Origin of the sequence: Akkermansia biwaensis, from assembly GCF_026072915.1 — a bacterium.
Lineage (GTDB): Bacteria > Verrucomicrobiota > Verrucomicrobiia > Verrucomicrobiales > Akkermansiaceae > Akkermansia > Akkermansia biwaensis.
In genome coordinates this window covers 83309-107699 of sequence record NZ_AP025943.1, presented here as the reverse complement: position 1 = coordinate 107699, position 24391 = coordinate 83309, and the positions used below count along the sequence as shown (strand labels likewise).

The 24391-nt window shown below is 58.2% G+C and carries 13 protein-coding genes and 1 tRNA gene; 7 read left to right on the top strand and 7 right to left on the bottom strand.

Annotated elements, in window-relative coordinates; translation table 11 throughout:
- The first annotated feature begins 20 nt into the window (after window positions 1–20).
- Window positions 21–3890: a glycoside hydrolase family 2 TIM barrel-domain containing protein gene (locus tag OQH67_RS00390; protein ID WP_215437232.1), complete on the top strand. Its 3870-nt coding sequence runs from the start codon at window positions 21–23 to the stop codon at window positions 3888–3890.
- Between the two features lie 149 nt (window positions 3891–4039).
- Entirely contained in the window at window positions 4040–6619 is a 2580-nt protein-coding gene (locus OQH67_RS00385) for a glycoside hydrolase family 2 protein (protein WP_215437235.1), read from the top strand.
- On the opposite strand, the gene OQH67_RS00380 is transcribed toward OQH67_RS00385, so the two are convergent.
- Complete coding sequence (locus OQH67_RS00380; protein WP_251828273.1) at window positions 6614–7993, bottom strand: replication-associated recombination protein A; 1380 nt, start codon at window positions 7991–7993, stop codon at window positions 6614–6616. The genes OQH67_RS00385 and OQH67_RS00380 overlap by 6 nt on opposite strands.
- A gap of 165 nt (window positions 7994–8158) precedes the next feature.
- Between OQH67_RS00380 and OQH67_RS00375 the strand changes: the two genes are divergently transcribed.
- The 4 genes from OQH67_RS00375 (at window position 8159) to OQH67_RS00360 (ending at window position 13354) form a co-directional block, all read left to right on the top strand.
- Window positions 8159–9799, top strand: a complete 1641-nt coding sequence (locus OQH67_RS00375) for a beta-N-acetylhexosaminidase (RefSeq protein WP_215437238.1) — start codon at window positions 8159–8161, stop codon at window positions 9797–9799.
- A gap of 318 nt (window positions 9800–10117) precedes the next feature.
- A complete protein-coding gene (locus tag OQH67_RS00370) occupies window positions 10118–10792 on the top strand; it encodes a hydrolase (RefSeq protein WP_215437241.1) in 675 nt (224 codons plus the stop codon).
- 92 nt (window positions 10793–10884) lie between these two features.
- Window positions 10885–11469 carry an antibiotic biosynthesis monooxygenase gene (locus tag OQH67_RS00365; RefSeq protein WP_215711578.1) on the top strand — a complete coding sequence of 195 codons (585 nt, stop codon included), beginning with the start codon at window positions 10885–10887 and terminating at the stop codon, window positions 11467–11469.
- A 22-nt stretch (window positions 11470–11491) separates the two neighbouring features.
- Window positions 11492–13354: an amidohydrolase gene (locus OQH67_RS00360; protein WP_251828274.1), complete on the top strand. Its 1863-nt coding sequence runs from the start codon at window positions 11492–11494 to the stop codon at window positions 13352–13354.
- Window positions 13355–13460: 106 nt separating this feature from the next.
- On the opposite strand, the gene OQH67_RS00355 is transcribed toward OQH67_RS00360, so the two are convergent.
- From OQH67_RS00355 to OQH67_RS00340, 4 genes are all read right to left on the bottom strand, one after another.
- Entirely contained in the window at window positions 13461–13748 is a 288-nt protein-coding gene (locus tag OQH67_RS00355; RefSeq protein WP_215437250.1) for a putative quinol monooxygenase, read from the bottom strand.
- Between the two features lie 80 nt (window positions 13749–13828).
- Window positions 13829–14764: a hypothetical protein gene (locus tag OQH67_RS00350; RefSeq protein ID WP_215437254.1), complete on the bottom strand. Its 936-nt coding sequence runs from the start codon at window positions 14762–14764 to the stop codon at window positions 13829–13831.
- A 160-nt stretch (window positions 14765–14924) separates the two neighbouring features.
- Window positions 14925–16169 carry a 6-phosphofructokinase gene (locus OQH67_RS00345; protein WP_215437257.1) on the bottom strand — a complete coding sequence of 415 codons (1245 nt, stop codon included), beginning with the start codon at window positions 16167–16169 and terminating at the stop codon, window positions 14925–14927.
- Window positions 16170–16586: 417 nt separating this feature from the next.
- Window positions 16587–17693 carry a GntR family transcriptional regulator gene (locus OQH67_RS00340; RefSeq protein ID WP_167506785.1) on the bottom strand — a complete coding sequence of 369 codons (1107 nt, stop codon included), beginning with the start codon at window positions 17691–17693 and terminating at the stop codon, window positions 16587–16589.
- 964 nt (window positions 17694–18657) lie between these two features.
- Between OQH67_RS00340 and OQH67_RS00335 the strand changes: the two genes are divergently transcribed.
- Window positions 18658–19884, top strand: coding sequence for a hypothetical protein (locus tag OQH67_RS00335; RefSeq protein ID WP_215437260.1), 1227 nt, complete (start codon window positions 18658–18660; stop codon window positions 19882–19884).
- A 309-nt stretch (window positions 19885–20193) separates the two neighbouring features.
- Here OQH67_RS00335 and OQH67_RS00330 read toward each other — a convergent pair.
- Both OQH67_RS00330 and OQH67_RS00325 read right to left on the bottom strand, forming a co-directional pair.
- Window positions 20194–20276: transfer RNA gene (locus tag OQH67_RS00330), tRNA-Leu, on the bottom strand.
- A 130-nt stretch (window positions 20277–20406) separates the two neighbouring features.
- The gene (locus tag OQH67_RS00325) at window positions 20407–24384 is read right to left on the bottom strand and encodes an autotransporter outer membrane beta-barrel domain-containing protein (protein WP_215437263.1); all 3978 of its coding nucleotides are present in this window, start codon (window positions 24382–24384) and stop codon (window positions 20407–20409) included.
- Between the last annotated feature and the right edge of the window lie 7 nt (window positions 24385–24391).

Genomic DNA, 24391 nt, shown 5'->3' with positions numbered 1-24391 from the left:
CATTCAGCACCCAACCCGAAATGAAGACGGCACGAGCATTCCTGTTTTCCATGATGTGCCTGGCCCCGGCCCTTCCCCTGCTGGGGGAGGCCCCGGAGTGGGAAAATGAAGAGGTGACGGGAATCAACAAGGAGGCTCCCCGTGCCTCCGTTCTCCCGGCGGCAGACAAAACGCTGAGCCTGAACGGCGACTGGAAGTTCAAGTTTTCCATGACGCCGGACAAAAGGCCCGCCGATTTCTTCAAGCCTTCCTATTCCGTTTCCGGATGGGATACGATCAAGGTGCCTTCCAATTGGCAGCTTGCGGGCTATGGAACGGCCATTTACACGAACGTTCCGTATCCTTTCAAGGCGAATCCGCCCAAAGTGATGGGGGAACCGCCCAAGAACTGGCCGGCATACAAGGAGCGCAATTCCGTAGGCTCCTACCGCCGGGATTTCAACCTTCCCGCCTCCTGGAAGGGAGAGCAGGTGATGATTCGGTTTGACGGAGTGGAGTCTGCCTTTTACGTGTGGGTGAATGGCCGCAAAGTCGGCTATTCCGAGGATTCCTATACCGGTGCCGAGTTCAACCTTACTCCCTACGTGAAGCCGGGCAGGAACACGATTGCCGTGGAGGTGTACCGCTGGAGCGACGGCTCCTATCTGGAGGACCAGGATTTTCTGCGCCTTTCCGGCATCTTCCGGGACGTGACCCTGTTCGCCCAGCCGCAGGTGCACGTGCGCGACCTGTTCTTGAAAGCCGGGCTGGACAAGAAGAATTACACCACGGGCGCCTTGGACGGAACCTTCACCATCCGCAATTCCGGGAAAAAGGACATTCCCGCCGGGATGAAGCTGGAATATTCCATCGACGGGGTTTCCACCAATCTGAACTGGGAAGGCAAAAGCGGTTCCGGCAGCGTGAAGACGGACAACAAGGGCAGGCTGGATTCCGGTACGCTCACGGTGCCTGCCATTCCCGCCGGAGGGGAAGTGCAGGTTTCCCTGAAAAAGGAATATCCCGGCGTGAAGCCGTGGACGGCGGAAACGCCCAACCTGTACAGGGTGACCTATTCCCTGAACGGCAAGGATTCCCGTTCCGTCAACATCGGATTCCGCACCGTGGAAATCGCTGACGACGGAGCCGTGCTGGTCAACGGCAAGGCCGTCAAGTTCAAGGGGGTCAACCGCCATGAATCCCATCCGGACTATGGCCGCGCCATTCCGCGGGAGGTGATGGAGAAGGACGTACAGATCATCAAGGCGCACAACATCAACACCGTGCGCTGTTCCCACTATCCCAACCACCCCTATTTCTACGACCTGTGCGACCGCTACGGCCTGTACGTGATGGATGAAGCCAACTGCGAGGCCCACGGAATCCGCAACAGCGGCATGGACATTTCCAGAAAACCCTCCTGGAAGAAGGCGCACGTGGAGCGCAACATGAGCATGGTTCACCGCTCCAAGAACCATCCCTCCATCGTCTTCTGGTCCCTGGGCAACGAGTCCGGCAACGGCCCCAACTTCGTGGCGGCCTCGGAAGCCATCAGGGCCTATGACGATACGCGCCCCCTCCATTACTGCGAATTCCCGCACGGCCACAAGGCCGTGGATATGGATTCCGCCATGTATCCGCCCGTGGACCGGGTGGAAAACTGGGGGAAGCAGAAGACCTCCCGCCCCTTCTTCGTGTGCGAATACGCCCATTCCATGGGGAATGCCCTGGGCAATTTCAAGGAGTACATGGAAGCCTTTGAGTCCTCCCCGCGCATGGTGGGCGGGGCCATCTGGGATTTTGTGGACCAGTCCCTCCGCGCCAACCCTGCCGGAAACGGGATTTACAAGCCCGCGCCCTTCAAGGGCGTGACGCAGGCTTACGGCGGCATGTTCGGGGACAGGCCCAACCAGGCCAATTTCTGCGACAACGGCATTATCCTGGGCAACCGGAACACCACGGCCAAGACGAAGGAGGTGAAGAAGGTGTACCAGTACATGGCCTTTGTCCGCAAGGACGGCTCGCTGACCGTGCTGAACAAGTATTTCCACAAGCCGTTGAAGGGGTATGCGCTTTACCTGGTGTCCCTCGCGCCCGGCGGCAATCATGCCGTGGAGCGCATGGCGTTGCCGGAAATAGCTCCCGGCAAGTCCGTGACGGTGAAACTGCCTTCCGCCGCCATGCAGACGGGTTCCCTGATGGTTCTGGCGGACGCCCGGTTCAAGCTGCCGGAAGACGTGAAGGAGCTTTCAGCCAAACAACTGGAACATGTGGCGGACGAGTGCGAAGCTTACGAGTGGTTCCCGGCGACCGTGGAGAAGGAGGCCTCCGTGAAGGCTCCGGCGGTTCTTCCCGCCGTCTCCGTGCGCCAGGGCGATCCCGTGGTGGTGCAGGGGAAGGGCTTTTCCGCCTCCTTCAAGGACGGGATGCTTTCCGCCCTCCGGTACGGCAGCCAGGACCTGATTCTGCCCGGCTGTCCGGTGGCGCTCCAGGCGTACCGTTCCCCGGTGGATAACGACGCCTGGATCAGGGGCAAGGTGGAAGGGAAGATGAAGATGCAGAACATGAAGGCGGAGTATTCCGACGTGAAGGCCGCCGTCATTTCCCCCGGCGTGGCCCGCATCACGGCGCAATTCCGGACGAAAGGCTCCGACCTTTCCTTCTCCGGGGAGGTTGCCTGGACGGTGTTCGGCAACGGCATCATCAATGCCTCCGTCAGAATGTATCCCTCCGCCAAAGGGGAAGAGCTTCTGCGGCTGGGCGTCACTTTCGGGATTCCTGCCGCCTATGACCAGGTGGAGTACCTGGGACTGGGGCCGTGGGACAATTACCGGGACCGCCGCACGAGCTGCTGGAAGGACGTCTTCCGCACTTCCGTGGACGACATGTTTTTTGCCTATTCCCGGCCCCAGGACATGGGCAACCGCATGGAGACGGACTGGGTGGCCCTGTCCAAACCCAAGGCGGCTCCCGCGCTATGGGTGGGTTCCGCCTCTCCCAGGGCTCCGCTGGAGGTGTCCGTCCTGCGCTATACGCCTAAGGAGCTCAACAACGCCAAAAGCCTGGACAGGCTGCCGGAGAAGGACAAGGTGATCGTGAATCTGGACGCCTTCCAGATGGGGCTGGGCGGTTCCTCCTGCGGGCCGCGCCCCCTGGCAAAGTACCAGACGCTGAGCGAGGCCACCCCCCTGGGTTTTGTGCTGGCCCCCACATCCGCCCTGCTGAACCTGGCGCGCGCGGGCCTGGGCGTGCCCCATTCCCCCGTGATTGAACGGGACGGGGACGGCATGGTCAGCCTGGTTTCCTCCACGCCCGGAGCGGAGATGAAGTATTCCGTCAACAAGGGGCCGGAGAAAACGTACCGGAAGCCCTTCAAGCTTCCCGAAGGGGAAGTCAGGGCCTGGGCCGCCGCCGGGAAGTCCGGCAAGGTGCCTCCCACGTCTCCCGGCGAGCGGAAATTTCCCCTCGTCAAGGGGCAGGGCGAATGGAAGATTCTGAGTGCTTCCTCGGAAGAACCGGATACCGGGTTTGCCCACTTCGCCATTGACGGGAATCCGGATACCTACTGGCACACGTCGTACACGAACGGCCTCCCGGGCTTCCCCCATTCCATTGCCGTGGACATGGGAACCAGGATGAAATTCACGGGGTTCATCTACACGCCCAGAATGGACAAGGACAAGGGCCTCATCAGCCAGTACACGTTCTCCGTTTCCGATGACGGCCAGAACTGGAAGGAAGTGAAGAAAGGCCAGTTCACGTACCATTATATCAGGAAGGACCCCGCGGTTCAGCGCATCGACTTCGGCAAGCCTGTGGAGGCCCGCTATTTCAAGCTGGATGCCCGGTCCCCGGTGAAGGGCGGTGAGCAGAGCGCCACCGTGGCGGAACTGAATATCATCACCCAGTAATGGATCCGCGGGAGCGCCTTTTTCCCGAATGAAGGCTTTTTCCAGCCGTGCAGCCCGGAAGGGGTGCACGGCTGGTTGTTGTGGACGCTTCAAGGCGCGGAAATGTTTTTTGATTGAAAGAAAGAGCACAGGGGAGTGGTAGCATACACATGTTCAAGATTGTTGCCTGCATGCTGGGCGCCGCCGTTCTGAGCCTCTCCGCGGCTGGTGCGGAAACAGGCGTTTCTACCGCTGGGGAAGCTTCCTCCCCCTGCAAGAGGATGGTCTGGAACCGCGGCTGGGAGTTCCGGCTGGAAGACGACCCCGGAAAGAGCGGCTGGCAGACGGCGCATCTGCCCCATACGTTCAGCCTGCCCTATTTCATGTCCGACTCCTTTTACACGGGGCGCGGTTCCTACCGCAAGAAACTCGTTGTGCCGGAGGAATGGCTGGGGCAGAAGGTTTTTCTGGATTGCGGCGCAGCCTTCCAGGTGGCGGAGGTGACGGTGAACGGGAAGGCGGCAGAAAGGCATGAAGGGGGGTATACGGCGTTCCGGACGGATTTGACGCCTTTCCTGAAGCCTGGAGAGAATTGGGTGGAAGTGCGCGTGGACAACCGCTGGAATCCCCGCATCGCCCCGCGGGCCGGGGAACATACTTTTTCCGGCGGCCTGTACCGGAACGTGCATCTGCACGTGTGTTCCCCCGTGCATATTCCGGCCCACGGCGTGTGGGTGCAGACGCCGGAAGTGACGCCCTCCCGCGGGAAGGTGTGCATCCTGACGGAGGTGAAGAATGAGTCCGTGGAAATGAAGAAGTTTTCCGTGCGCCACACCGTGCGCGAGGAGAAGGGCGGTCGTGTGGTTTTGCGCGGAGAGAAGCCCGTGAAGCTGGCTGCGGGAGGGGCGGACCGCATTCAGACGGACCTGCCTCCGCTGGCCGCTCCCAAATTATGGAGTCCGGCAGCGCCCAACATGTACCGCGTGACGACGGAGCTGGTGGACGAGAAGGGGAAGACGCTGGACCGGACTGAAAGTCCCCTGGGTTTCCGCTCTCTGGAGCTGACGGCGGACAAGGGGATGCTGATTAACGGGAAGCCCGTTTATCTGCAAGGGGCCAATGTGCACCAGGACCATGCCGGGTGGGGGGATGCCGTGACGGATGCCGGGGCGCGCCGTGACGTGCTGCTGATGAAGAACGCCGGGTTCAATTTCATCCGCGGCTCCCATTATCCCCATTCCCAGGCTTTTCTGGACGCCTGCGACCGGGAAGGCATGTGCATGCTGAATGAAGGCATTTTCTGGGGCATGGGCGGGTTTAAGAAGGACAACCGCTACTGGAATTGCGACGCCTATCCCTCCGATGAAAAGGACCGGGCCGCTTTTGAGGAAAGCTGCATGCGCCAGGTGAGGGAAATGGTGCTGCAATTCCGGAACCATCCTTCCATCGTCATCTGGAGCATCAGCAACGAGCCGTTTTTCACCCAACATGCGCAGGAGTCCAGGGAACTGTGCTCCAGACTCATCGCGCTGGTGAAGGAGCTGGACCCGACGCGCCCCGTGTGCGCGGGGGGAGGCCAGCGCGGGAATTTTGACAAACTGGGGGACCTGGCCGCTTTCAACGGGGACGGCTCACGCGTGAAGACGCCCGGAAGGCCCAGCATGGTGACGGAATACGGTTCCGTGAGCTGCAAGAGGCCGGGAGCGTACGCGCCGGGCTGGGGGGACATGAAGAAGGACAAGGACGCCGGCGTCCGCTATCCCTGGCGCATCGGCGAGGCGGTTTGGTGCGGGTTTGACCACGGCAGCATCTGGCCTTCCGGCGGCCGCATGGGCATTGTGGATTATTTCCGCATCCCCAAGCGCGCCTGGTACTGGTACAGGAATGAGTTCAAACGCATTCCCCCGCCGGAATGGCCTGTGAAGGGAACGCCCGCGCTGGTGAAGCTGTCCGCGGACAAGAAGGTGATCAGCCCGGCGGACGGCACGGACGACGTGCACGTGACCGTGAAGGTGGCGGACGCTTCCGGGAGGCAGATAGCCAATGCCGTTCCGGTGACGCTCACGGTGGAGTCCGGCCCCGGGGAGTTCCCCACTGGCAAGAGCATCACGTTCACGCCCGGAACGGACATTGACCTCATTGACGGCTGCGCGGCCATTGAGTTCCGGTCCTATTATGCCGGAAAAACGGTCATCAAGGCATCTTCCCCCGGATTGAAGGGGGACAACCTCCAAATCGTTTCCCGGAAGGCCCCGGCGTACGCGGCGGGCAGGAGCGCGGAAACGGGCGACAGGCCCTACAAGCGTTTCACCGCACAGGAAAGGGACGCCCAGCTGGCGCGGTACGGCCAGTCCGGAACCGGGGAAAAAGCCAATCTGGCGGCATTGAGGCCCTGTTCCGCTTCATCCAATGTCCAGGACGCGATGAAGGCGTCCGACGGGGACGCCGCTTCCGCATGGAAGCCGTCCGCGGATGACAAGGAGCCGTGGTGGCAGCTGGACATGGAGTTTGAATTCCGCCTGGACCGGGTGGAGGCGAAGGCCGCCGGAAACTGGAAGGGGCAGCCCCCCGTGGTGCAGGTCAGCAGGGACGGCAACACCTGGAAGGACGTCAAAACCGTTCTGAACAAGGATGGGACGGGGCTGACCGCAGCGTGTCCGGAGGACGCCGGAGCTAGGTATGTCCGCATCCGGCTGTCGCCGGGGCAGGGGATTGCGGAAGTGGCCGTATGGCCGGCGGATGCCTCATGAGGGCTCCCGTTCCTCCGGAGCGGGAGGCTTTTTCCGGCTTCTCCGCGTTCCGGAGCCGCCGGAATCCTCTTCCGCCCGCTGGCGGCGCAGCTTGTCCCAGTACGCCAGCCGCTTGTTGATTTCCCGCTCAAAGCCCCGTTCCGGCGGCTTGTAGAACTGGCGGCGGGGCATCTTGTCCGGAAAGTAGTTCTGTCCGGAAAAGGCGTCCGGCGCATCGTGGTCGTAGGCGTAGTCCTTTCCGTATCCCAGTTCCTTCATCAGCCTGGTGGGGGCGTTCAGGATGTGCGCGGGCGGCATCAGTGAGCCGTGTTCCCTGGCGGCTTTTTGAGCGGCTCCCCATGCAGTGTAGGCACTGTTGGACTTGGGGGCGCACCCCAGGTAGATGACCAGTTCCGCAATGGCCAGCTCCCCTTCCGGAGAGCCCAGCCGTTCGTACGTGTCCCACGCGGCGATCGCCATCTGGAGCGCAGCGGGGTCCGCCAGGCTGATGTCTTCCATCGCAAAGCGGGTCAGGCGGCGCAGCAGGTAGAGAGGGTCCTCCCCGCCCTGGAGCATGCGGGCGGCCCAGTACAGGGCCGCGTCCGTGTCCGAACCGCGCAGGGATTTGTGCAGGGCGCTGATCAGGTTGTAGTGGCCTTCCCTGTCCTTGTCGTACACCGGGGCGCGCTGCTGGACGATTTTCAGCAGGGCCTCCGTGTCCAGGACGTCGTCCGGCCTGCACAGGTCAAAGACGCTTTCCATCAGGTTGATAAGGTAGCGGCCGTCGCCGTCCGCCAGGTCCACCAGGGTGGCGCGGGCTTCCGGAGTGAGCGGCAGCTTCCGCTGGAGGAGGGATTCCGCCCGTTCAATGATGCTGTCCAGCGCTGCGGCGTCCAGAGCGTGCATGACGAAGACCTTGCAGCGCGAGAGCAGGGCGCTGTTGAGTTCAAAGGAGGGGTTTTCCGTGGTAGCGCCCACCAGCGTGACGGTGCCGTTTTCCACATAGGGGAGGAAGCCGTCCTGCTGGGCGCGGTTGAAGCGGTGTATTTCATCCACGAACAGGAGGGTGCCTTCCCCGTATTCCCGGCGTTTGGCCGCCTCGTCAAAGGCTTTCCGGAGGTCCGCCATGCCGGAGAAGACGGCGGAGAGCGCCACGAAGTGCATGGACGTGCGCGTGGCCAGAATGCGCGCCAGCGTGGTTTTTCCGCAGCCGGGCGGCCCCCACAGGACGAAGCTGGTCAGTTTGCCGGAGTCCGCCATGCGCCGTATGGGGCCGTCTTCCCCCAGAAGATGGTCCTGCCCCACGATTTCAGCCAGTGCGGACGGTCTCAGGCGGTCCGCCAGGGGACGGTCCGCAAAGGCGGCGAACAGGCTGGGGGCTTCATCTTTTTTCATGGTGCCCATCGTACGCCGCCCGGAGGGGAAAGGCAAGGGAGGGATGGCGGCACGGTTGCTGTTTGTCGGTGCCGGCGTGTCATGGGAACTGTCCGGAAAGGGTTTTTGTGCCTGGACGCAGGAAAAGAGAAAGACATGGAGGGGAAAGTGTGTATCATGGCTGCCATGATGCGCTTTTTCCGCCCCTTTTTCGTGCTGATGCTTTCCGGCGCGGCCTGCATGGCCGCGCAGGGGCAGGAGCAGATCATTCCCCGGCCCGTTTCCGTGAAGTATGGAGAAACGGGGCCGGAGGGAGGCATCGTTCTGGATGCCGGAAGCCGCGTCGTCTGCCGGGAGAAGGACCCCGGATTCCAGAAGCAGGCCCGTTTTCTCCAGCAGTTTTTAGCACAGGGAACCGGGCTTGCTTTGGATGGGCCGGGTGGAACTAATGCCATCCGCATTGAGAAGGATGCCTCCCTGAAGCAGTACGGGCCGGAGGCCTACAGGCTGGAAGTAAAGCCCGGACTGATTTCCATCCGCGCCGCTTCCCCCAGAGGCGTCTATTATGCCGGGCAGAGCCTGGCGCAGATGCTCCCGCCAGCCTTTTTCCAGAGCAGCGCGGACAAGTCCGCCGTGGCCTGGAAAGTGGCGGAGAAGCCGTTTTCCATGCTGGATTACCCCCGGTTTTCATGGCGGGCCTTCATGCTGGATGAGGCGCGGCATTTTTTCGGAGAGGAAGAGGTCAGGAAGCTGATCGACCAGATGGGGCTGCTGAAGATGAACGTTCTGCACTGGCATTTGTCCGATGATGCGGGATGGCGCATCCAGATTAAAAAGTACCCCAAATTGACGTCCGTGGGCAGCAAAAGGAAGGATACGGAAGTGGAGACCTGGGGGAGCGGCAAGTATGCCGGCAAGCCCCATGAAGGATTTTATACGCAGGAGCAGATCAGGCGCATTGTGCGCTATGCGGCGGAGCGCAATATCACCATTGTGCCGGAGATAGACGTGCCCGGCCATTCCGCCGCGGCCATCGTCTCCTACCCGGAACTGAAGCTTTCCGCTCGCCCCCTGCCGGAGATTCCCGTCAGCTTCAACGACGGAGCGGCCTTTGACCCCACCAGCGAGCGCACCTACCAGTTCATCGGGGACGTGATGACGGAGCTGGCCTCCCTCTTTCCGGGGGGAATCATCCACATTGGCGGCGACGAAGTGCGCTACAAAAAGTACTGGGAGGGTGTTCCCCATATTGAGGCGTTCATGAAGAAGAAGGGCATCAAGACGTTCCCGGACCTCCAGATTATGTTTACGAACCGCATTTCCGGGATGCTCGCCAAAAAAGGGGTGAGGACGATCGGCTGGAATGAAATCCTGGGTACCGACGTTCACCATGACGGGGGCCAGGGAGCTGCCCTGGGACGTCTGGATGGAAAGGCGATCATCCATTTCTGGTACGGGTCCGACAAGATCGCCACCAAGGCGATCGAGGACGGCCACCAGGTGGTCAATTCCACCTCCCACATGACCTACATCAACAAGGACGAGCAGAAGCTGCCTCTGTCCAAGTCCTATTCCTTTGAGCCCGTTTTCCCCGGATTAAAGCCCAGGTATCATGACCAGGTCCTGGGGCTGGGATGCCAGGTGTGGACGGAATGGATTCCGGATGCGGACAAGCTGGAACGGCGTGTGTTCCCGCGCATAGCCGCTTATGCGGAGACGGGATGGAGCCGGAAGGAAGACAAGAATTACCCGGATTTCCTGAGGCGCCTGAAGAGGTATGTGGAGATTCTGGATGCACGGGGCATCAATTACGGGGAAACCCGCTAGGGCCGCCGGAGGGGGCGGCAGAGGCATGGTTTCTCCGCTGTTCCCGCAGTGCGATGATCCGGGAATTCTCTTTTTGACGGGGATTCCGGGGAGGTGTTTTTGAGCGTTTTTTCCGCCGTGGCATGACACGGACGGAAGGCGCTTGCGGATCATGAGTTGCTGTTTTTCCCGGATTTGTTCCTGCGTCACCCTCCGGCATGAAATCAACAAATGTGCCAAATCCTTTCTCCAACTGGCAAGGGATGCAGTTTAAAAAGACCGTTTGAATCCCGGATACAACCATCAATATAGATATAGGAGAATCATAGGATGTCATTCATGTCGTCACACTATCATCAGCTTTACACCCCGGAAGATACTGCCGTGGTATTCATTGACCATCAGCCCCAGATGACCTTTGGCGTAGCCAGCATCAACCGGGCGGACCTGATCAACAACGTTACCCTGCTGGCCAAGGCTTCCAAATTGTTCCAGGTGCCCACCATCATCACCGCCGTGGAAACGGAAAGCTTTTCCGGGTATGTCTGGCCGCAGCTGCTGGACGTGTTCCCCGGCCAGCACGTGATTGAACGCACCTCCATGAATTCCTGGGATTCCGACGAGTTCCGCAAGGCCATCAAGGCGACGGGACGCAAGAATATCCTGCTTACCGGTCTTTGGACGGAAGTGTGCGTCACCTGGCCGGCCATTGAAATGATGGGCGACGGATACAACATTTACGTGGTGGAAGACTGCTGCGGCGCCACCTCCCGTGATGCCCAGAAGGCCGCCCTTTCCCGCATTACCCAGGCGGGCGGAACCCGGCTGACGACTATTGCCGCCATTCTGGAATTCCAGCGCGACTGGAAGAACAAGGAACATTACGATGCCCTGATGAATCTGCTCAAGCAGCAGGGCGGAGCCTACGGCGTGGGCGTGGAATACGCCTACACGATGATTCACCACGCTCCCCAGTCTGCGGTGTCCCCGCAGGTGGTGAAGCATGATCATTAATTGATCCAGGAGCATTCCCCTGCCGGAAAGTCCGTGTTTGCGGGCTTTCCGCCGGAGGAAGCTCCGGAAACACTGAACACTGCATGAAGGCCATGGACCCTTCCGATGAAGTGACTGTAGTCGTGCGCCGGCACATTCTGCCGGGCCATGAAGCCCAGTTTGAGCATGCCATGAGGGATTTTGTCAATTTTGTACTGGGTTGTCCCGGGCATGTGGGCATCAGCGTCTTGAGGCCGAACGACGGGAACGGGGAATATGTGGTGGTGGACCGTTTTGCCAATGCCGCCGCCAGAAAGGCCCTGGTTTCCTCCCCTGAGTATGAACGCTGGATGAAGTTGCTGGGGGCCCATACGGAAGGCGAACCGGACATGCAGGAGATGAATGGGCTGGACGCCTGGCTGAACCAGCCGGGCAGCCCCATGAAGACGCCTCCGCGTTACAAGACGGCAGTGGCCACCTATCTGGGGGTGTGCGTCGTCATTTTTCTTTTGAATATTACTGTGGGAGACCTGATTCACAGCCTGCCCGCATGGCTTTCCTTTCTCTTCTTCAATGCCTGCGTGGTGGCTCTGCTGACCTGGGTGTTCATGCCGCTGATCAGCCGCATGCTGTCTTCCTGGCTTTTCAGCCCGGCTGCGGAGACAATCCCTAACCATAATGAAAATAGTGAAAAATAATGAAAAAGTTTACGCCGATTTGATGATCTCAAACGGCAAGATAGCAACGCTGGATGAACGCGGCACCATGGCCGAAGCCGTTGCCGTGAAGGATGGAAAAATTCTGGCTGTCGGTTCCGACGAAGACATCGCCAAATACAAGGGGCCGGATACCCAGGCCATAGACGCCGGGAAAAGAACAGTTATTCCCGGCCTGAACGATTCCCACCTCCACGTCATCCGCGGCGGCCTTAATTACAACATGGAACTGCGCTGGGACGGCGTGCCCTCCCTGGCGGACGCCCTCCGCATGCTCAAGGAGCAGGCCAGAAGAACCCCTCCCGGCCAATGGGTGCGCGTGGTAGGCGGCTGGAGCGAGTTCCAGTTTGCCGAACGCCGCATGCCCACGCTGGAGGAGATCAATGAAGTGGCTCCGGATACGCCCGTGTTTGTCCTGCACCTGTACTGCCGCGCCATGCTCAACAAGGCCGCCCTGCGGGCCTGCGGGTACACGAAGGATACGCCCAACCCTCCCGCCGGAGAAATCCAGCACGACAGCGACGGCAACCCGACGGGCCTGCTGATTGCCCGGCCGAATGCCACCATTCTTTACGCCACGCTGGCCAAGGGACCCAAGCTGCCCGTGGAGCACCAGATCAATTCCACCCGCCATTTCATGAGGGAACTCAACCGTCTGGGATTGACCAGCATCATTGACGCGGGAGGCGGCTACCAGAATTATCCGGAGGATTACGAGGTGATTGAAGAATTGCACAAGCGCGGGGAAATGACCGTGCGCATTGCCTACAATTTGTTCACCCAGAGGCCCAAGGAAGAGAAGGAAGATTTTGCCAAGTGGATCAAGATGACGGAACCCGGGGAAGGGGACGATTATTACCGCTGCAACGGCGCGGGCGAAATGCTCGTTTTTTCCGCCGCGGATTTTGAAGACTTTCTGGAACCCAGGCCGGACCTTCCCGCAGATATGGAGTCCGAATTGAAGGGCGTAGTCAGCCTGCTGGCCGCCAATAAATGGCCGTTCCGCCTCCACGCCACCTATAATGAGAGCATTTCCCGCTTTCTGGATGTGTATGAGGAGGTGAACCGGGAGATTCCCTTTGAAGGGCTGCACTGGTTCTTCGACCACTGCGAGACCATCGACGAAAAGAACCTGGAACGTGTGAAGGCGCTGGGCGGGGGCATTGCCGTGCAATGCCGCATGGCCTACCAGGGCGAATATTTCATGGACCGCTACGGGAAGGAAGCGGCGGAACATACTCCCCCCGTCCGGAGGATGCTGGAAATGGGCATTCCCGTGGGAGCCGGAACCGATGCCACCCGTGTGGCCAGCTACAATCCCTGGGTGTCCCTGTACTGGCTGACCACCGGGAAGACCGTGGGCGGCGCGCGCATGTACCGGGAGGAAGATTGCCTTTCCCGCGAGGAGGCTCTGCGCCTGTACACTCAGGGCAGTACCTGGTTTTCCTCGGAAACGGGCAAGAAGGGAGCCATTGCCCCCGGGCAGCTTGCGGACATGGTCGTTCTAAGCGAGGATTATTTCACCGTTCCGGAGGAAGATATCAAGAAGATCGAGTCCGTGCTGACCATCATGGACGGCAAGATCGTTTACGCCACGGGTCCGTTCAAGGATCTGGACCCGGAACCCATTCCGGTGCTGCCGGAGTGGTCGCCGATTGCGGTATTCGGCGGTTACGGCGCGCCTCTGCACCCGAAAAAGGCGGCCCGCGCGGGCGTACCCTTCCAGCAGGAACATCAGCATTCCTGCCATTGCCATGAACATGGCTGCATGCATTCCGCTTTCATGCTGATGGAGGGGATGGCCAATGCCTCCCGTCCCAAATACTCCGATTTCTGGGGCTCCGGGTGTGGATGCTTCGCGTTCTGACGGTAAACTTATGCGAAGCTCCGGCGCTCCGTCTCCTGCAAAGGGACGGAGCGTTTCCTTTTTCCGGAAAAGAGGGGAAATGCGGGGCCTTGCCCGTTTCCGGCCCCTACAGGACTTCCCGGTACAGGGAAATCTCAATGGCTTCTTCCGTCATGTCGCTGAGCAGGGGGATGATGCGCTGGAAGTGTTCGGAATCCGCGTGGACGTCCACGGCCGCCTGGTCCTTCCATTCTTCAATGAAAGTCAGGATATAGGGATCGTCCATGTCCTCGTACAGGTGGTAGGATATATTGCCGGCTTCCGCGCGGCTTTTTTCCACCAGTTCCCTGGCGGTAGCGATGAATTGGTCCCTGGCTCCGGCTTTGACGGTGCTTTTGGCGGTGATTTTGATCATGGCTGTCGATAATTTGGCTTCCGGCAGAGTAAGGGGGGCCGGGAGGAGGTGTCAATCATCCTTTTGGGACGTTCCGGTCATTATTCCACCTCGTGGAGATTTTTCAGCAGTCTGGCCCGTGTCTCCCGGGTGTGTTCCACTCCGGGCATGCAGGAGCGCCCGCGGTAGAGGCCTATGATTTCCAGTCGATTTTCAATGTCCGGACCGTACAGGTCCTCCGGGTCCGCAGAGGGATAGTTGGAGGAAGGGCCTCTCAGCATTTTGACCTGCATGGTGGCCAGATTGAGCAGGCATATCTGGATTTCATTGGTGAAGAGAAGACTGCCTTCATTCCGGCCCCCGGCAGGCCGCAGCCTGTAGATGGTAATGGCGCTTCCTCCTCCCGGGTTGATCAGGATGGAAGGGAAGACGTACTTGTGTCCATTCGCGTTCCGGACGACCAGGTCGAAGTCGCTTTCCCCAAAGAACCTGTTGGTGACGCGTGAGGAAATGAGGATTTCCGGCGCGTTTTCCTCCGGCAGGGGAATGGGCGTGGATATCAGGAACGCGGAGCCCGGAGGCAGTTCCGGCACCGGGAGGGTGATCGTGAAAAGGTCAATGATGAAAATGATGACGCCGATGATCAGAAACAGGCAGATTCCCCTGTTCCGGAGCCGGCAGGCCAGTCTGGCCGTGCTTTCTCCCGGATTCAGCGTGTCTTTGATGCCGTCACGGTGCATGTAGTAGTTAGTCAGCCGGGAGATAACGGCCAAGGCTCCCGCCAGGGCCAGTAGCCGTGCCAGTATGAAAACCGCTTCTTCCCAGGTTTTCCCCGTGCGGATGGCGGAAAAAAGGCATGAGACGAGAAAGGTCAGCACCGTAAGCAGGATGATGAACGCCAGGCAGCCGGAAGGGGCGGCGCGGACCGGAATCCATTCCCTGCCGCGTTTGCTGTAGTGGTGGAGAATCAGCGCGGCGAGCAGGAACGCGATGATGGCCAGAGTGGAATAAAAATGCTGAAACAGGTAGTCAGGCATGGAGGCTGATGATGCTTGCGCATTGTGTCTTTTGTAACTGGCTCCGCGCCCGGTTCCGGGAAAAGGGGTACGGGGAAGGGACCGCTCCGGGGTGCGGAACGGCTGGATGTGTTCCGGATTCCTCCGTTATACGGAAAAACCCGGAGGAAAGGGAAGATTGTCAGTTCCGGACCGGTTCCGCCTGGATTTTTTTGAGCTTCGCGAAACGGGGAAGGGAGTGTTCCTTCCGCATGGACGTTTCCCCCTGGATGAGCGGAAGAACATAGTCGATGAACGGCTGCTCCATTCCGTTGCCGCGGGGATTGATCCATTCGCGCGGCACCAGTTTTTCCACGTTGGCTACGTCCGTGAGGCCGATGAGCTTGGCCTTGCAGACGTACTGCCCGTTTTCCGTGCTTCTCTCGAAAGCCACCATTTTGTCCGTCTGCCCGGCCACGGCCGCTTCCACAGCGGCCTTTCCGGCCATGTAGGCTTCGTCAATGTCCGTTTTGGAAGCGACGTGGGAGGCGCAGCGCTGGAGCAGGGAGAGTTCAATGCTCCGGACCTTGGCCCCGGTCTGTCGTTTGACGGATTCCGCCAGCATGGCGCCCAGGCCGCCCAGCTGGGTGTGGCCAAAGACGTCCTTGTCTCCTGATTCCGCGATGAAACGGCCATCCGCGTGCCGCACCCCTTCAGAGACGGCCACCATGCAGCTTCCCTTGCTCCGGTAAATGCCGTTTACGTTCTGCCAGAATTCTTCCATGTTGAACGGAACTTCCGGCAGGTAAACCAGGTCGGGGCCGGCTCCGGCATAAGTGGCCAGGGCCGCGGACCCGGCCAGCCAGCCGGCATGGCGGCCCATGATTTCCACGATGGTGACGCGACCCTTGTCGTACACGCGCAAGTCCTGGTGCACTTCCATGCAGGAAGTGGCTATGAATTTGGCGGCGGAGCCGAAGCCCGGACAGTGGTCCGTGCCGTAGAGGTCGTTGTCAATGGTCTTGGGGATGCCGATCACGCGGCATTCATACCCGGACTGCTGCATGAATTTGGAAATCTTGTTGCAGGTGTCCATGGAGTCGTTGCCGCCGTTGTAGAAAAAATAACGCACGTCGTACTTGCGGAATACTTCCAGAAGGCGGCGGTAGTCCGCATCGTCCACGGAGGGATCAGCCATTTTGTAGCGGCAGGAGCCCAGGGCGGATGCGGGGGTGTATTTAAGCAATTCCAGTTCTTCCGGGTCCTCCAGGGCCATGTCGTACAGGCGTTCGTTCAGCACTCCTTCAATGCCGTTGGCGGCCCCCAGCACGCGCGTAACATGCTCGCATTGCAGGGCTGTCTGAATGGCTCCCAAAGCGCTGGCGTTGATAACGGCGGTAGGACCGCCGGACTGCCCGATGATGCATGCTCCTTTTAATGCGTTCATGGAGGAATGTTGGATGAGAGAGGTGCCTGTTTTCGCCTCCGCCGCCGTGTTTCCGCGCCGGGAACAAAATCAAGTTTGACCCTATCCGCACGCCGGAGGGATGTCAAACATTATCAGCCTCCGGGTTTTTCCCCCGAATGCCGGAAAATGCGGGATATGGCGGCCGCCGGGATTTTTCCGTTTCTTTTTCAGAGCGGGATAAAGCATTCGGCAAGGGAGGATGTCGCAGACAAACGGATAAGAGCGTTCCGTGCGCTGCCTCATGCCCCGATCCCGGAAAGCGGAGCATGATGGATACGGGGAATGTGCCGCCGTATGCGGAAGGAAGGCGGATGCCTTTTCTCTCTTTTCAATAGCCGACGGGGACGTCCGTTGAATTGCCCGGCTTTTTGCGGGAACGAAAGCAACGCAAGACGGTCACGAGGATGCCGGGACGGGACGCTGGATGACGGATTGCCCCGGATGGAGTTCCGGAATGACGGAGATGCTTTTGAGGTGCTTGCCGGAGATCAGGGAACGGAGCATCCGGATGAGCTTGTGGACCGTTTTGGTAGAATTTTCCTCGTAATAGGTAATGGCGGGAAACAGCCGTTCCATGAAAGGCTCATACGTCAGGCTTACCAGGCTGAGCTGGCCGGGGATGCTCAACTGGCGGGCCTCCACGTAGGAAAGGATGGGAATGATCTGGTTGCCGCGCGTAGCCACCAGGGCGGACATGTCCGGGTGTTCCGTGAAAGCCCTGGTCAGGTGTTCGAAGAAAGCAGGGGTTTCAAAGGGAGTGGGAATCAGAACGGGATTCCAGCCCTGTTCCGAAAAACCGAAGAAGCCTTTCTGCATCAGGTGGTGGCCTTTCAAAGGATCCGGAGGGAGGCACAACCCTACGGTTCTGTGCCCCTTGTTCCACAAATGCCGTGCCGCATGATGGGTGGTTGCGGCCCAGTGGCGGTCCAGATAGGGCAGGTTGCTGCTTTGATAGGAAGTCCCGCGGACAATGCAGGGAATGCCGTGTGTCTTGAACCAGAGCTGGGATTGCTCCGAGGAACGGTGAAGAATCCAGCAGACGCATTCCGATTTGCCCACCAGCTTGGCAAGCCGTTTGTCCGGATTGTTGCCCAGAAGCCAGGGGGCTTCAAAGATGCGCACGCTGATTCCGTCCTCCTCCAGAATTTTCAGGATGGTATATACTTCCACCAGGACGCTTTGCGCCAGTCTTTTGATTGGCTGAGACGTCAGAAAGCCAATGGTGGCCTTTTTTTCCTGGATGGGGAAGGAGGAGGCGTCCGGCCCCATGTTGTCTGCGGCGGCTTTCAGAATACGTCTTGGCACCTTGATTCGTGCCGGGGCAATCCAGTTTTCCTTCTCCAGAATGGTCAATGCCTTTCTGACCGTCTCCCGGCCCACGGATAATCTGTTGCCCAGTTCCCGCTCGCCGGGCAATACGTTGACCAGGCTTCCGCTGAGAATCATTTGCTTGATTTTATTGGCCACATTTTCTGCCAGTGAAAGGGCTGGTGCTGGATTCATATATTCTTCTAGTACGTCTTGAAACACGGGAATTCGAGCCATTTGTTGAGTCTTTCCGACCGGAAAGGTTCGGCTGCGTCGTCCGCATATTGATAAGACATTCTATCTCTGTTAAATATTCAGATTATTGTGAAGTCTGGTCTTTTTTATTCGGAGGAGGATGTCCGGGCACTTCCATATAGTGTTTTTGTTGAAAGATTTATAATATCTCCTGAAACAGTCGGAAATGAAGGGACATGTTTTTTATATTCTTATTACAAGCATATTATAACTATTTGTCCGTGATTTGCGTTTTTATATGCGGAGACAGTCCCGTTTTGAACGATTTCCGAACATGGCTTTCTAAAGGGTTTGCACGGTCCGCCTTTCAAGTGGAATATTCCTGGATGAGCATTAAAGGAGCACTGCACGTCCGTACCTGGCAAGGCTCCGATGGGACGACTTGAGATGAAGGGCCGAGTTGTTCCGATACGATGTTTTATGCAAGTATGGGGTTGTCCGGTCACAACTGGCATCTGCCATTTGTCTTGATTGAGCTTATGTTTGTTCTATTCGGTTCTTTCAGTATTTCCACAGGGAAGCACCATCATTTATCATTGGTCCAAACAGCTCATCAATATTCGCACATGGGGAACAGCAATGGGACGGTTTTCGATGGAACTTGAGATGATAGAGCATTAATAATCAACATAATATCCCAGGAATTATTCATAAACAGGGGGGTGTAATCGCTGTTCCTCCTGATGGATAATTTCCGGGGAGATTCTGCATAAAGATATAGCCGGAATTCTGAAGCGATTGGATGATTGCCGCATCTGGGAAAACCTTACGTGTCTGATTGGAATAAATAAATGAAGGTGTCCTTCATTGCCATTTTCTCCGATGAAAGAAAACTGCCCCAGGTTGCGAACGGTAAGGCAATGAAGTATTCGACTCATTCATAGACAATAATCAAAGAATAATCATGAATAAAATTACTCCTACCGACGGAAGCTCGCGGCATCTCAGAATGAACTCTCAGAATGAACTGAATGGGCCTATGGAGAATGGCAGCCCCCATGTTACAGAAAAAAAAGATATCGCGCGGGCCGCCCAGGCAAATATTTACGCAGTTGATTCCAAATCAGCTATGGCAGCCTCTAATACGTATGTCGGGCATACATCCATTTATATCACAGACGAAGAACGTAAAATGTGGAATGCCAAGCAGGATACTCTTGTGAACGCTTCCGGCAATATGGATTTTGCGGGTAATCTCACGGCCCGTGGGGGCATCGATATTCCCCTCGACGTTTCCCCCATTACCTCCACCAGCGGCATCAACAGGTTGCTGGCTTCCGGTCTGTCTGTCGTTTCCGAGGCGTTCAGTCCTCAATCCTACTTGTCGTCTTTCAAAACTTATGGGGACAATGTATCTGTGCAACAGCCCGTTCCGGGCATGTGCTGGCAGTTGTTTAATTCGGCTTCGCCTCTCGCTCCAGTTCCAGGGACGGTTGAGGTTAATTATTTATCTCCGTTTGTTGGAGTTAACAATTATTCGGGCTGGCGGGGATTTTTGCTTCCTGTCATGCTTGGTACCAACGGCGAACGAACGCCACGTAAGTTAACATTTTATGTCGGTTCCTTATCTCTATTTGAATGTGTGGTATCTACAGCAGCGGATATCGACACTTTCACCGTCAGTCCCAGAAATGGTACGGGTTTTCCTTTTGCCCGTATTTTTGACGTAACGTTTTACATGATTAAAGATTCAACACTTTCTCCCGAAGGGTATCCGGTGAGGGTGCGTGAGTTGATTTACGACAAGGAAAGCGCCCGATATATGCTCCATACTACTGTATCTGTCATTCCTTCCTTCAATACCAATCCGTCCTGCAATATGTTCATATCCTATCAGCAGGCAAATTTGTCTGCGGCCAATCCTGCCGGATTATGGATAGGAAGCAATGGCTATGATGGGCAAAGATTATTGAGGATTGCCGATTTGCACGCAGTGAGAGATACATTTGGCTATATGGGTAGGAATAACATCTATTGGGATTGTGGCGCAGGGATGATTTATCTTGGCGCACTCCGGCATATTTTGGCCCTGGGCAATAGTCAGCCCAATGGGGCTTATTACGCTTTCAAGTCATTGGAGACCAGATTGATCCAATCAACTTCAACGGAAGAGTTTATATCTTATGAATAAGGTAGGGATTCAGATATGATTCTCTTTCTGCGGAGAGGGGGCAAGTTTTAACTTGCCTTCCCTCTACGGTGACGCGGAGGGATACGCGCATGCCAGTTTTCATCCTCCGGGTGGTATTCCCGTCCAAGGACTATTTGGTTTTTGTGGATGGATGGCAAAGGAGAGAATGGTATCAATAGTATGCTCATTTTGCCAGGTGCATCATGAGTTTTATGAGTTCGTTCTCTTGCTCGGATTTGCACAAATGATTTATGAGAAGTTTAAAAAATAAAAACCCGCTTCGCAGGAGACAGGTATTTTAGATGATTTTGGTACCGACGGTGGGACTCGAACCCACACTCTTTTGGAACTCGATTTTGAGTCGAGCGCGTCTACCATTCCGCCACGTCGGCATGTGCAGTGCGGGGATTAAGCATCAACCGCCGGGGAGAGTCAAGAATTTACTGTGGAATGAATGTGGGGCCGTTCCGGAAAAACGGAGGGAATCCGCCGTGGATTCCCTCCGTGTGTCTTTTCAAATAATCAGAACGAGTAGCGCACGGTGGCGGTGACGCTCTGGTTGGTCATGTTTTCCCGGCATTCCAGGTGATAGAAGGCTCCGGCGCTCCAGGCGCCGGAGATGGCCCAGTTCAGCCCGGCGTTGACGATGAGGGCGTGGCGTCCGGGATAGATGCCATCCACCCGGAACGCGCTGCCGAACGCATCCGTTTTCACGGATGCGTTCCGTCGGGAGACGTCTCCCGCGTACGCGACAGTCGCTTGAGGCATAAGAATTTGTCCTTTGCCAACTGCGATTTGTTTTTGCCAGGTGAAGCCGACGGGAATGCTCCAGTTCTGTACGGAACCGTCCCGGTACCAGGCGGCGCCGGAACCGGAACGTTCCCCGAAGGAGCCTTGGGAACCGTTCAGGAATTCGATTCCTGCGAAGGGCTTTAGGATGTCCGTGTTACTGAGCCGGATGTTCCAGGTCCCTTTCAGGCCGAAGCCGTAAATATCATCGTTCCAGGAGGCTGTAGTGGGGCTGTCTCCCAGTGTGCCGTCCGCGTCGTTGTCCATGCGGCCATAGGTGAAGTAGCCGTCGATGTCCAAGCTGTTTCCCCCGTGCAGGTCGCGGTGGTAGCGCTGGTAGAGCGCGAACATCAGCCCGTCCTGGTCCGCCTTGAACTGCTTGTCCGCAGAGTGGAAGGAGCCGAAGGTCTGGCCGAAGGCCGCCCCGGTAATCCAGCCTTTTACGCAGGAGTAGTCCATGCCCAGGGCATAGCCGCCGCCCTTGTAGTCAAGGCCGGAGATTCCTGCGGATGAGGATACGTTCATAAAATCCCCCAGGCCGGAGAACCAGACGTTGCGCCTGCCCGGACCGCGGAAGTCAAGCTGGGAGGCCGCCGTATGGGCGAAGCTGTCCACTACCCGGACGGAGGACCACAGCGTGTTGGCGATGCGGGAGGCTTCCTGCCCGCGCAGGGCTTTCACGGCGTCCAGATTGATTTTCCCGTTGAAGATCAGGTGCAGTCCGTCAGCGGATACGGTGAAGCCGGTGTCCGTAACCAGGTCGGTGCGTCCTTTCAGCGTGGGGGCGATGCCGGTCAGGTCCCACAGGTCTCCGTCCGGATCAATAACGGTGCCGGGATCCAGGTTGACCAGGGACAGGGAGAAGCTCTGTTCCGAGTTGAAGAGCAGATTGTCCCCGATGACCACGTTGACGTGGGCTCCGTCCACATAATAAGTGGAAGAGACGTTCAGTTGGGAATAGGTGTCCGCACCGGTATGGGCGGCGTCTGCCGGAGTCGTTCCGTTGACGAAGAACGTGAATTCCTGCACTCCTCCCCAGGCGTTGAGGCCTCCTTCATAGTTGTGGCAGCCGGCGGAGGATTCTCTGCCCAGAACCAGTTCACTGCCGTAGTATTTGACGAGTCCCTTGAAGGTGCCGGAGCCGGATATGGAGGAACCGCTGTTGGTTTCCACGGCGGACAGGACGGTGGAGCCGTTCAGCACCAGGTGTCCGGGAACGTCCGGACGGGCGAATGATTCCCCCAGGGTGACGGTTCCGCCTTCCACGCCCAGGCTGGCATCCCTGCCGTCCAGAATGAGGGTGGCGTTGTTCGTGATGGCGACGTTTTCCGCCTTGTAGGAGCCGCCGGCGACAATCGTGCCATCCCTGGCGGTGACGTTGAGATTTCCGAAGGCTCCTTCGTTTGCGGCGGAGGCATGGTAACCGGCCGTGCCGGAGTTTTCCCAGTTCAGGGTTTGTTCCTCCGACAGCGTGAGCTGGCCGGAAGTGCCGCTGACGGAGCCGGAAGAAATGACGGCGTCCGACTGGCTCAGATCCGCTTCACCGCCTTCCAGAACGATGCCATGTTCGGGCAGGTCCTGTCCGATGATGACTTTGGATCCTTCCCCTATATGGATGCTTTCTCCGGGCTTCACGATGACGGGAGTGCCTTCACCCAGGAATACCTGGCCCTGGAGGCGGTAGGTCATGTGGTAGTTGTCCAGGTCAAAGCCGCCAACCTTGGGGGTGTACATGTCCTTGATACCCTGCCTGATCTGGTCCAGCGTGACGACCCAGGCGGTATCCGTGGTGTTGAGTACCGTGGTTCCCACCGTAGCGTTTTCGGCCAGGTCCAGATTGATGTCCAGACCGTTGGTTCCCACTTCCAGGGCGGTTCCCGCTGCATTCTGCACCAGGGTTCCGCTGATCAGCGTCATGTCTTTCGCAATGGTAAGCGTGCCTGTTCCGGACAGGGTGCCCAGATTGTTGACAAGGGCTCCGTCACGGAGAATTTGGGAGTCTCCGGTCAGGGTAACATTAGAGCCGTAGGCCACGTTGAACCGGTTGACCAGCCCGGCGGCTTTTTCCGTGGAGATGGTCCAATTTGCCTTGTTGTCCGCACTGCCTGCATTGAGCGTAACGGAGGAGTGGTGGGTGGCGGTATCCGACTTGTTGGTGTTGACGGTCGTCCGCACCGTGTAGTCGAACAGTCCGGGATCGCTTCCCGTGCCTGAGAGCAGCGTGATGGTATCCACGGAGCTTTCCTTGCCGGAACCGCCCAGTTCCCAGATGCCGGTGATGGAGGCGCCTGCGTGGACGGTGATGTTGTCCGCGGTGTTTTCCGTAGAAAAGTCGGAGTTCGTATAGGAGCCGCTGTACAGGGCATAGGCCGTTCCGCCGTCTCCCGTTGCCGCGGCTTCAACCATACCGGTGGATCCGATGGTTGTTGTGATGCCGGCACCCCCCATCAGGGCTGCGGCCGTGCCGCCGGCGGTTGTCGCGCTGACGGTTCCGTTGATGGTACCTGTGGTGAGGGAGAATTCCGCCAGTAGGCCGTGCGCTGCCGCGTTTCCCGTGGAGGCGGCGGAAATGGCGCCGCTGATGTCACCCACGGCCAGGGAGCCTGTGGCGGAAGCCCCGGCGGCCGTACCGGCCATGGCCTCGGCCCGGATGGTTCCGGCTACGTTGCCTATGGTGATGTTGGAATGGGTTTGGTTGCCTGATTCCTCTCCTGCGTAGATTCCATAGGCATCCATGCCGCCGGAGGCGGCGGTAATGGCGGCCGCAGCGCTGATGTTGCCCAGCGTGATCTCTTCTCTGGCCTCAATGCCGAGAGCGGAGAATTTCCCGCCGGCATCAGTGGATCCGGAATTAGCGGTGATTTGCCCGTCGATTTGGGAAATATTCACCCGTCCGTAATTGGACTGGATACCTCTGGCTCCATATCCGGAAGTTGTCACTGCGGAGATGTTGCCGGTAGCCGAGATGGTGCCGATTTCGACATCCTTGTAGCGCGGTCCCTGGTAGTCCATGGTGTTTCCGTAGGAATACAGTCCCCTCGCAAAGTTCCCGGTACCCAGGGTGACGGAAATTTGCCCCGCAAAGGTGCCGATGTCCAGTCCTCCCTGGTAGGCATAGATGCCGTTGGACGAGAAGTTGGCCGTAATGGTCATGACGGAGGATTCCGCCATGGTTCCGATGTTGATCATCTTGCCGTAGCTTCTGATGCCCGTGGCATTGGTATTGGCTGCGGAGACGTTGAACTTGCCGGCGATGGTTCCGATGTCCAGGCTGGCTCCCGATGACGTATCAATGCCAAAGGCATTGTTTCTGGTAGAGGAAACGTTGAAAACGGCTTCTTCCGCAATCGTGTCTATGCTGAGGGGATCGGATTTGCCCCAAATTCCGCGTACGTTGCTGGAACCGGTCACATTGATGGTGGCGGAGACCGTTCCCAGAGCCGGGTCTGATGCGGTTCTTTCCACTGTGGCGTCACGGGTTCCGTTCAGGTTTTCCCTGCCGGCGTCCTGTGCGTGGACCGGGGCCAGCATGCCAAGGCAGGCCAGAGTCATGGCCACGGCCTGCATTTTATGCCTGGTGTGGCAGGAGTCCGGTGCGGCGTACGTGCCGCAGGAGGGAAAGTCCGCAAAAGCGGGGGAAATCCCGGCCGCCAAGGGGGCCGGGCCATCATGGTCTGCTCCGTTCAAGCGGAGCGTTTTTAATGAATGCATGTGTATG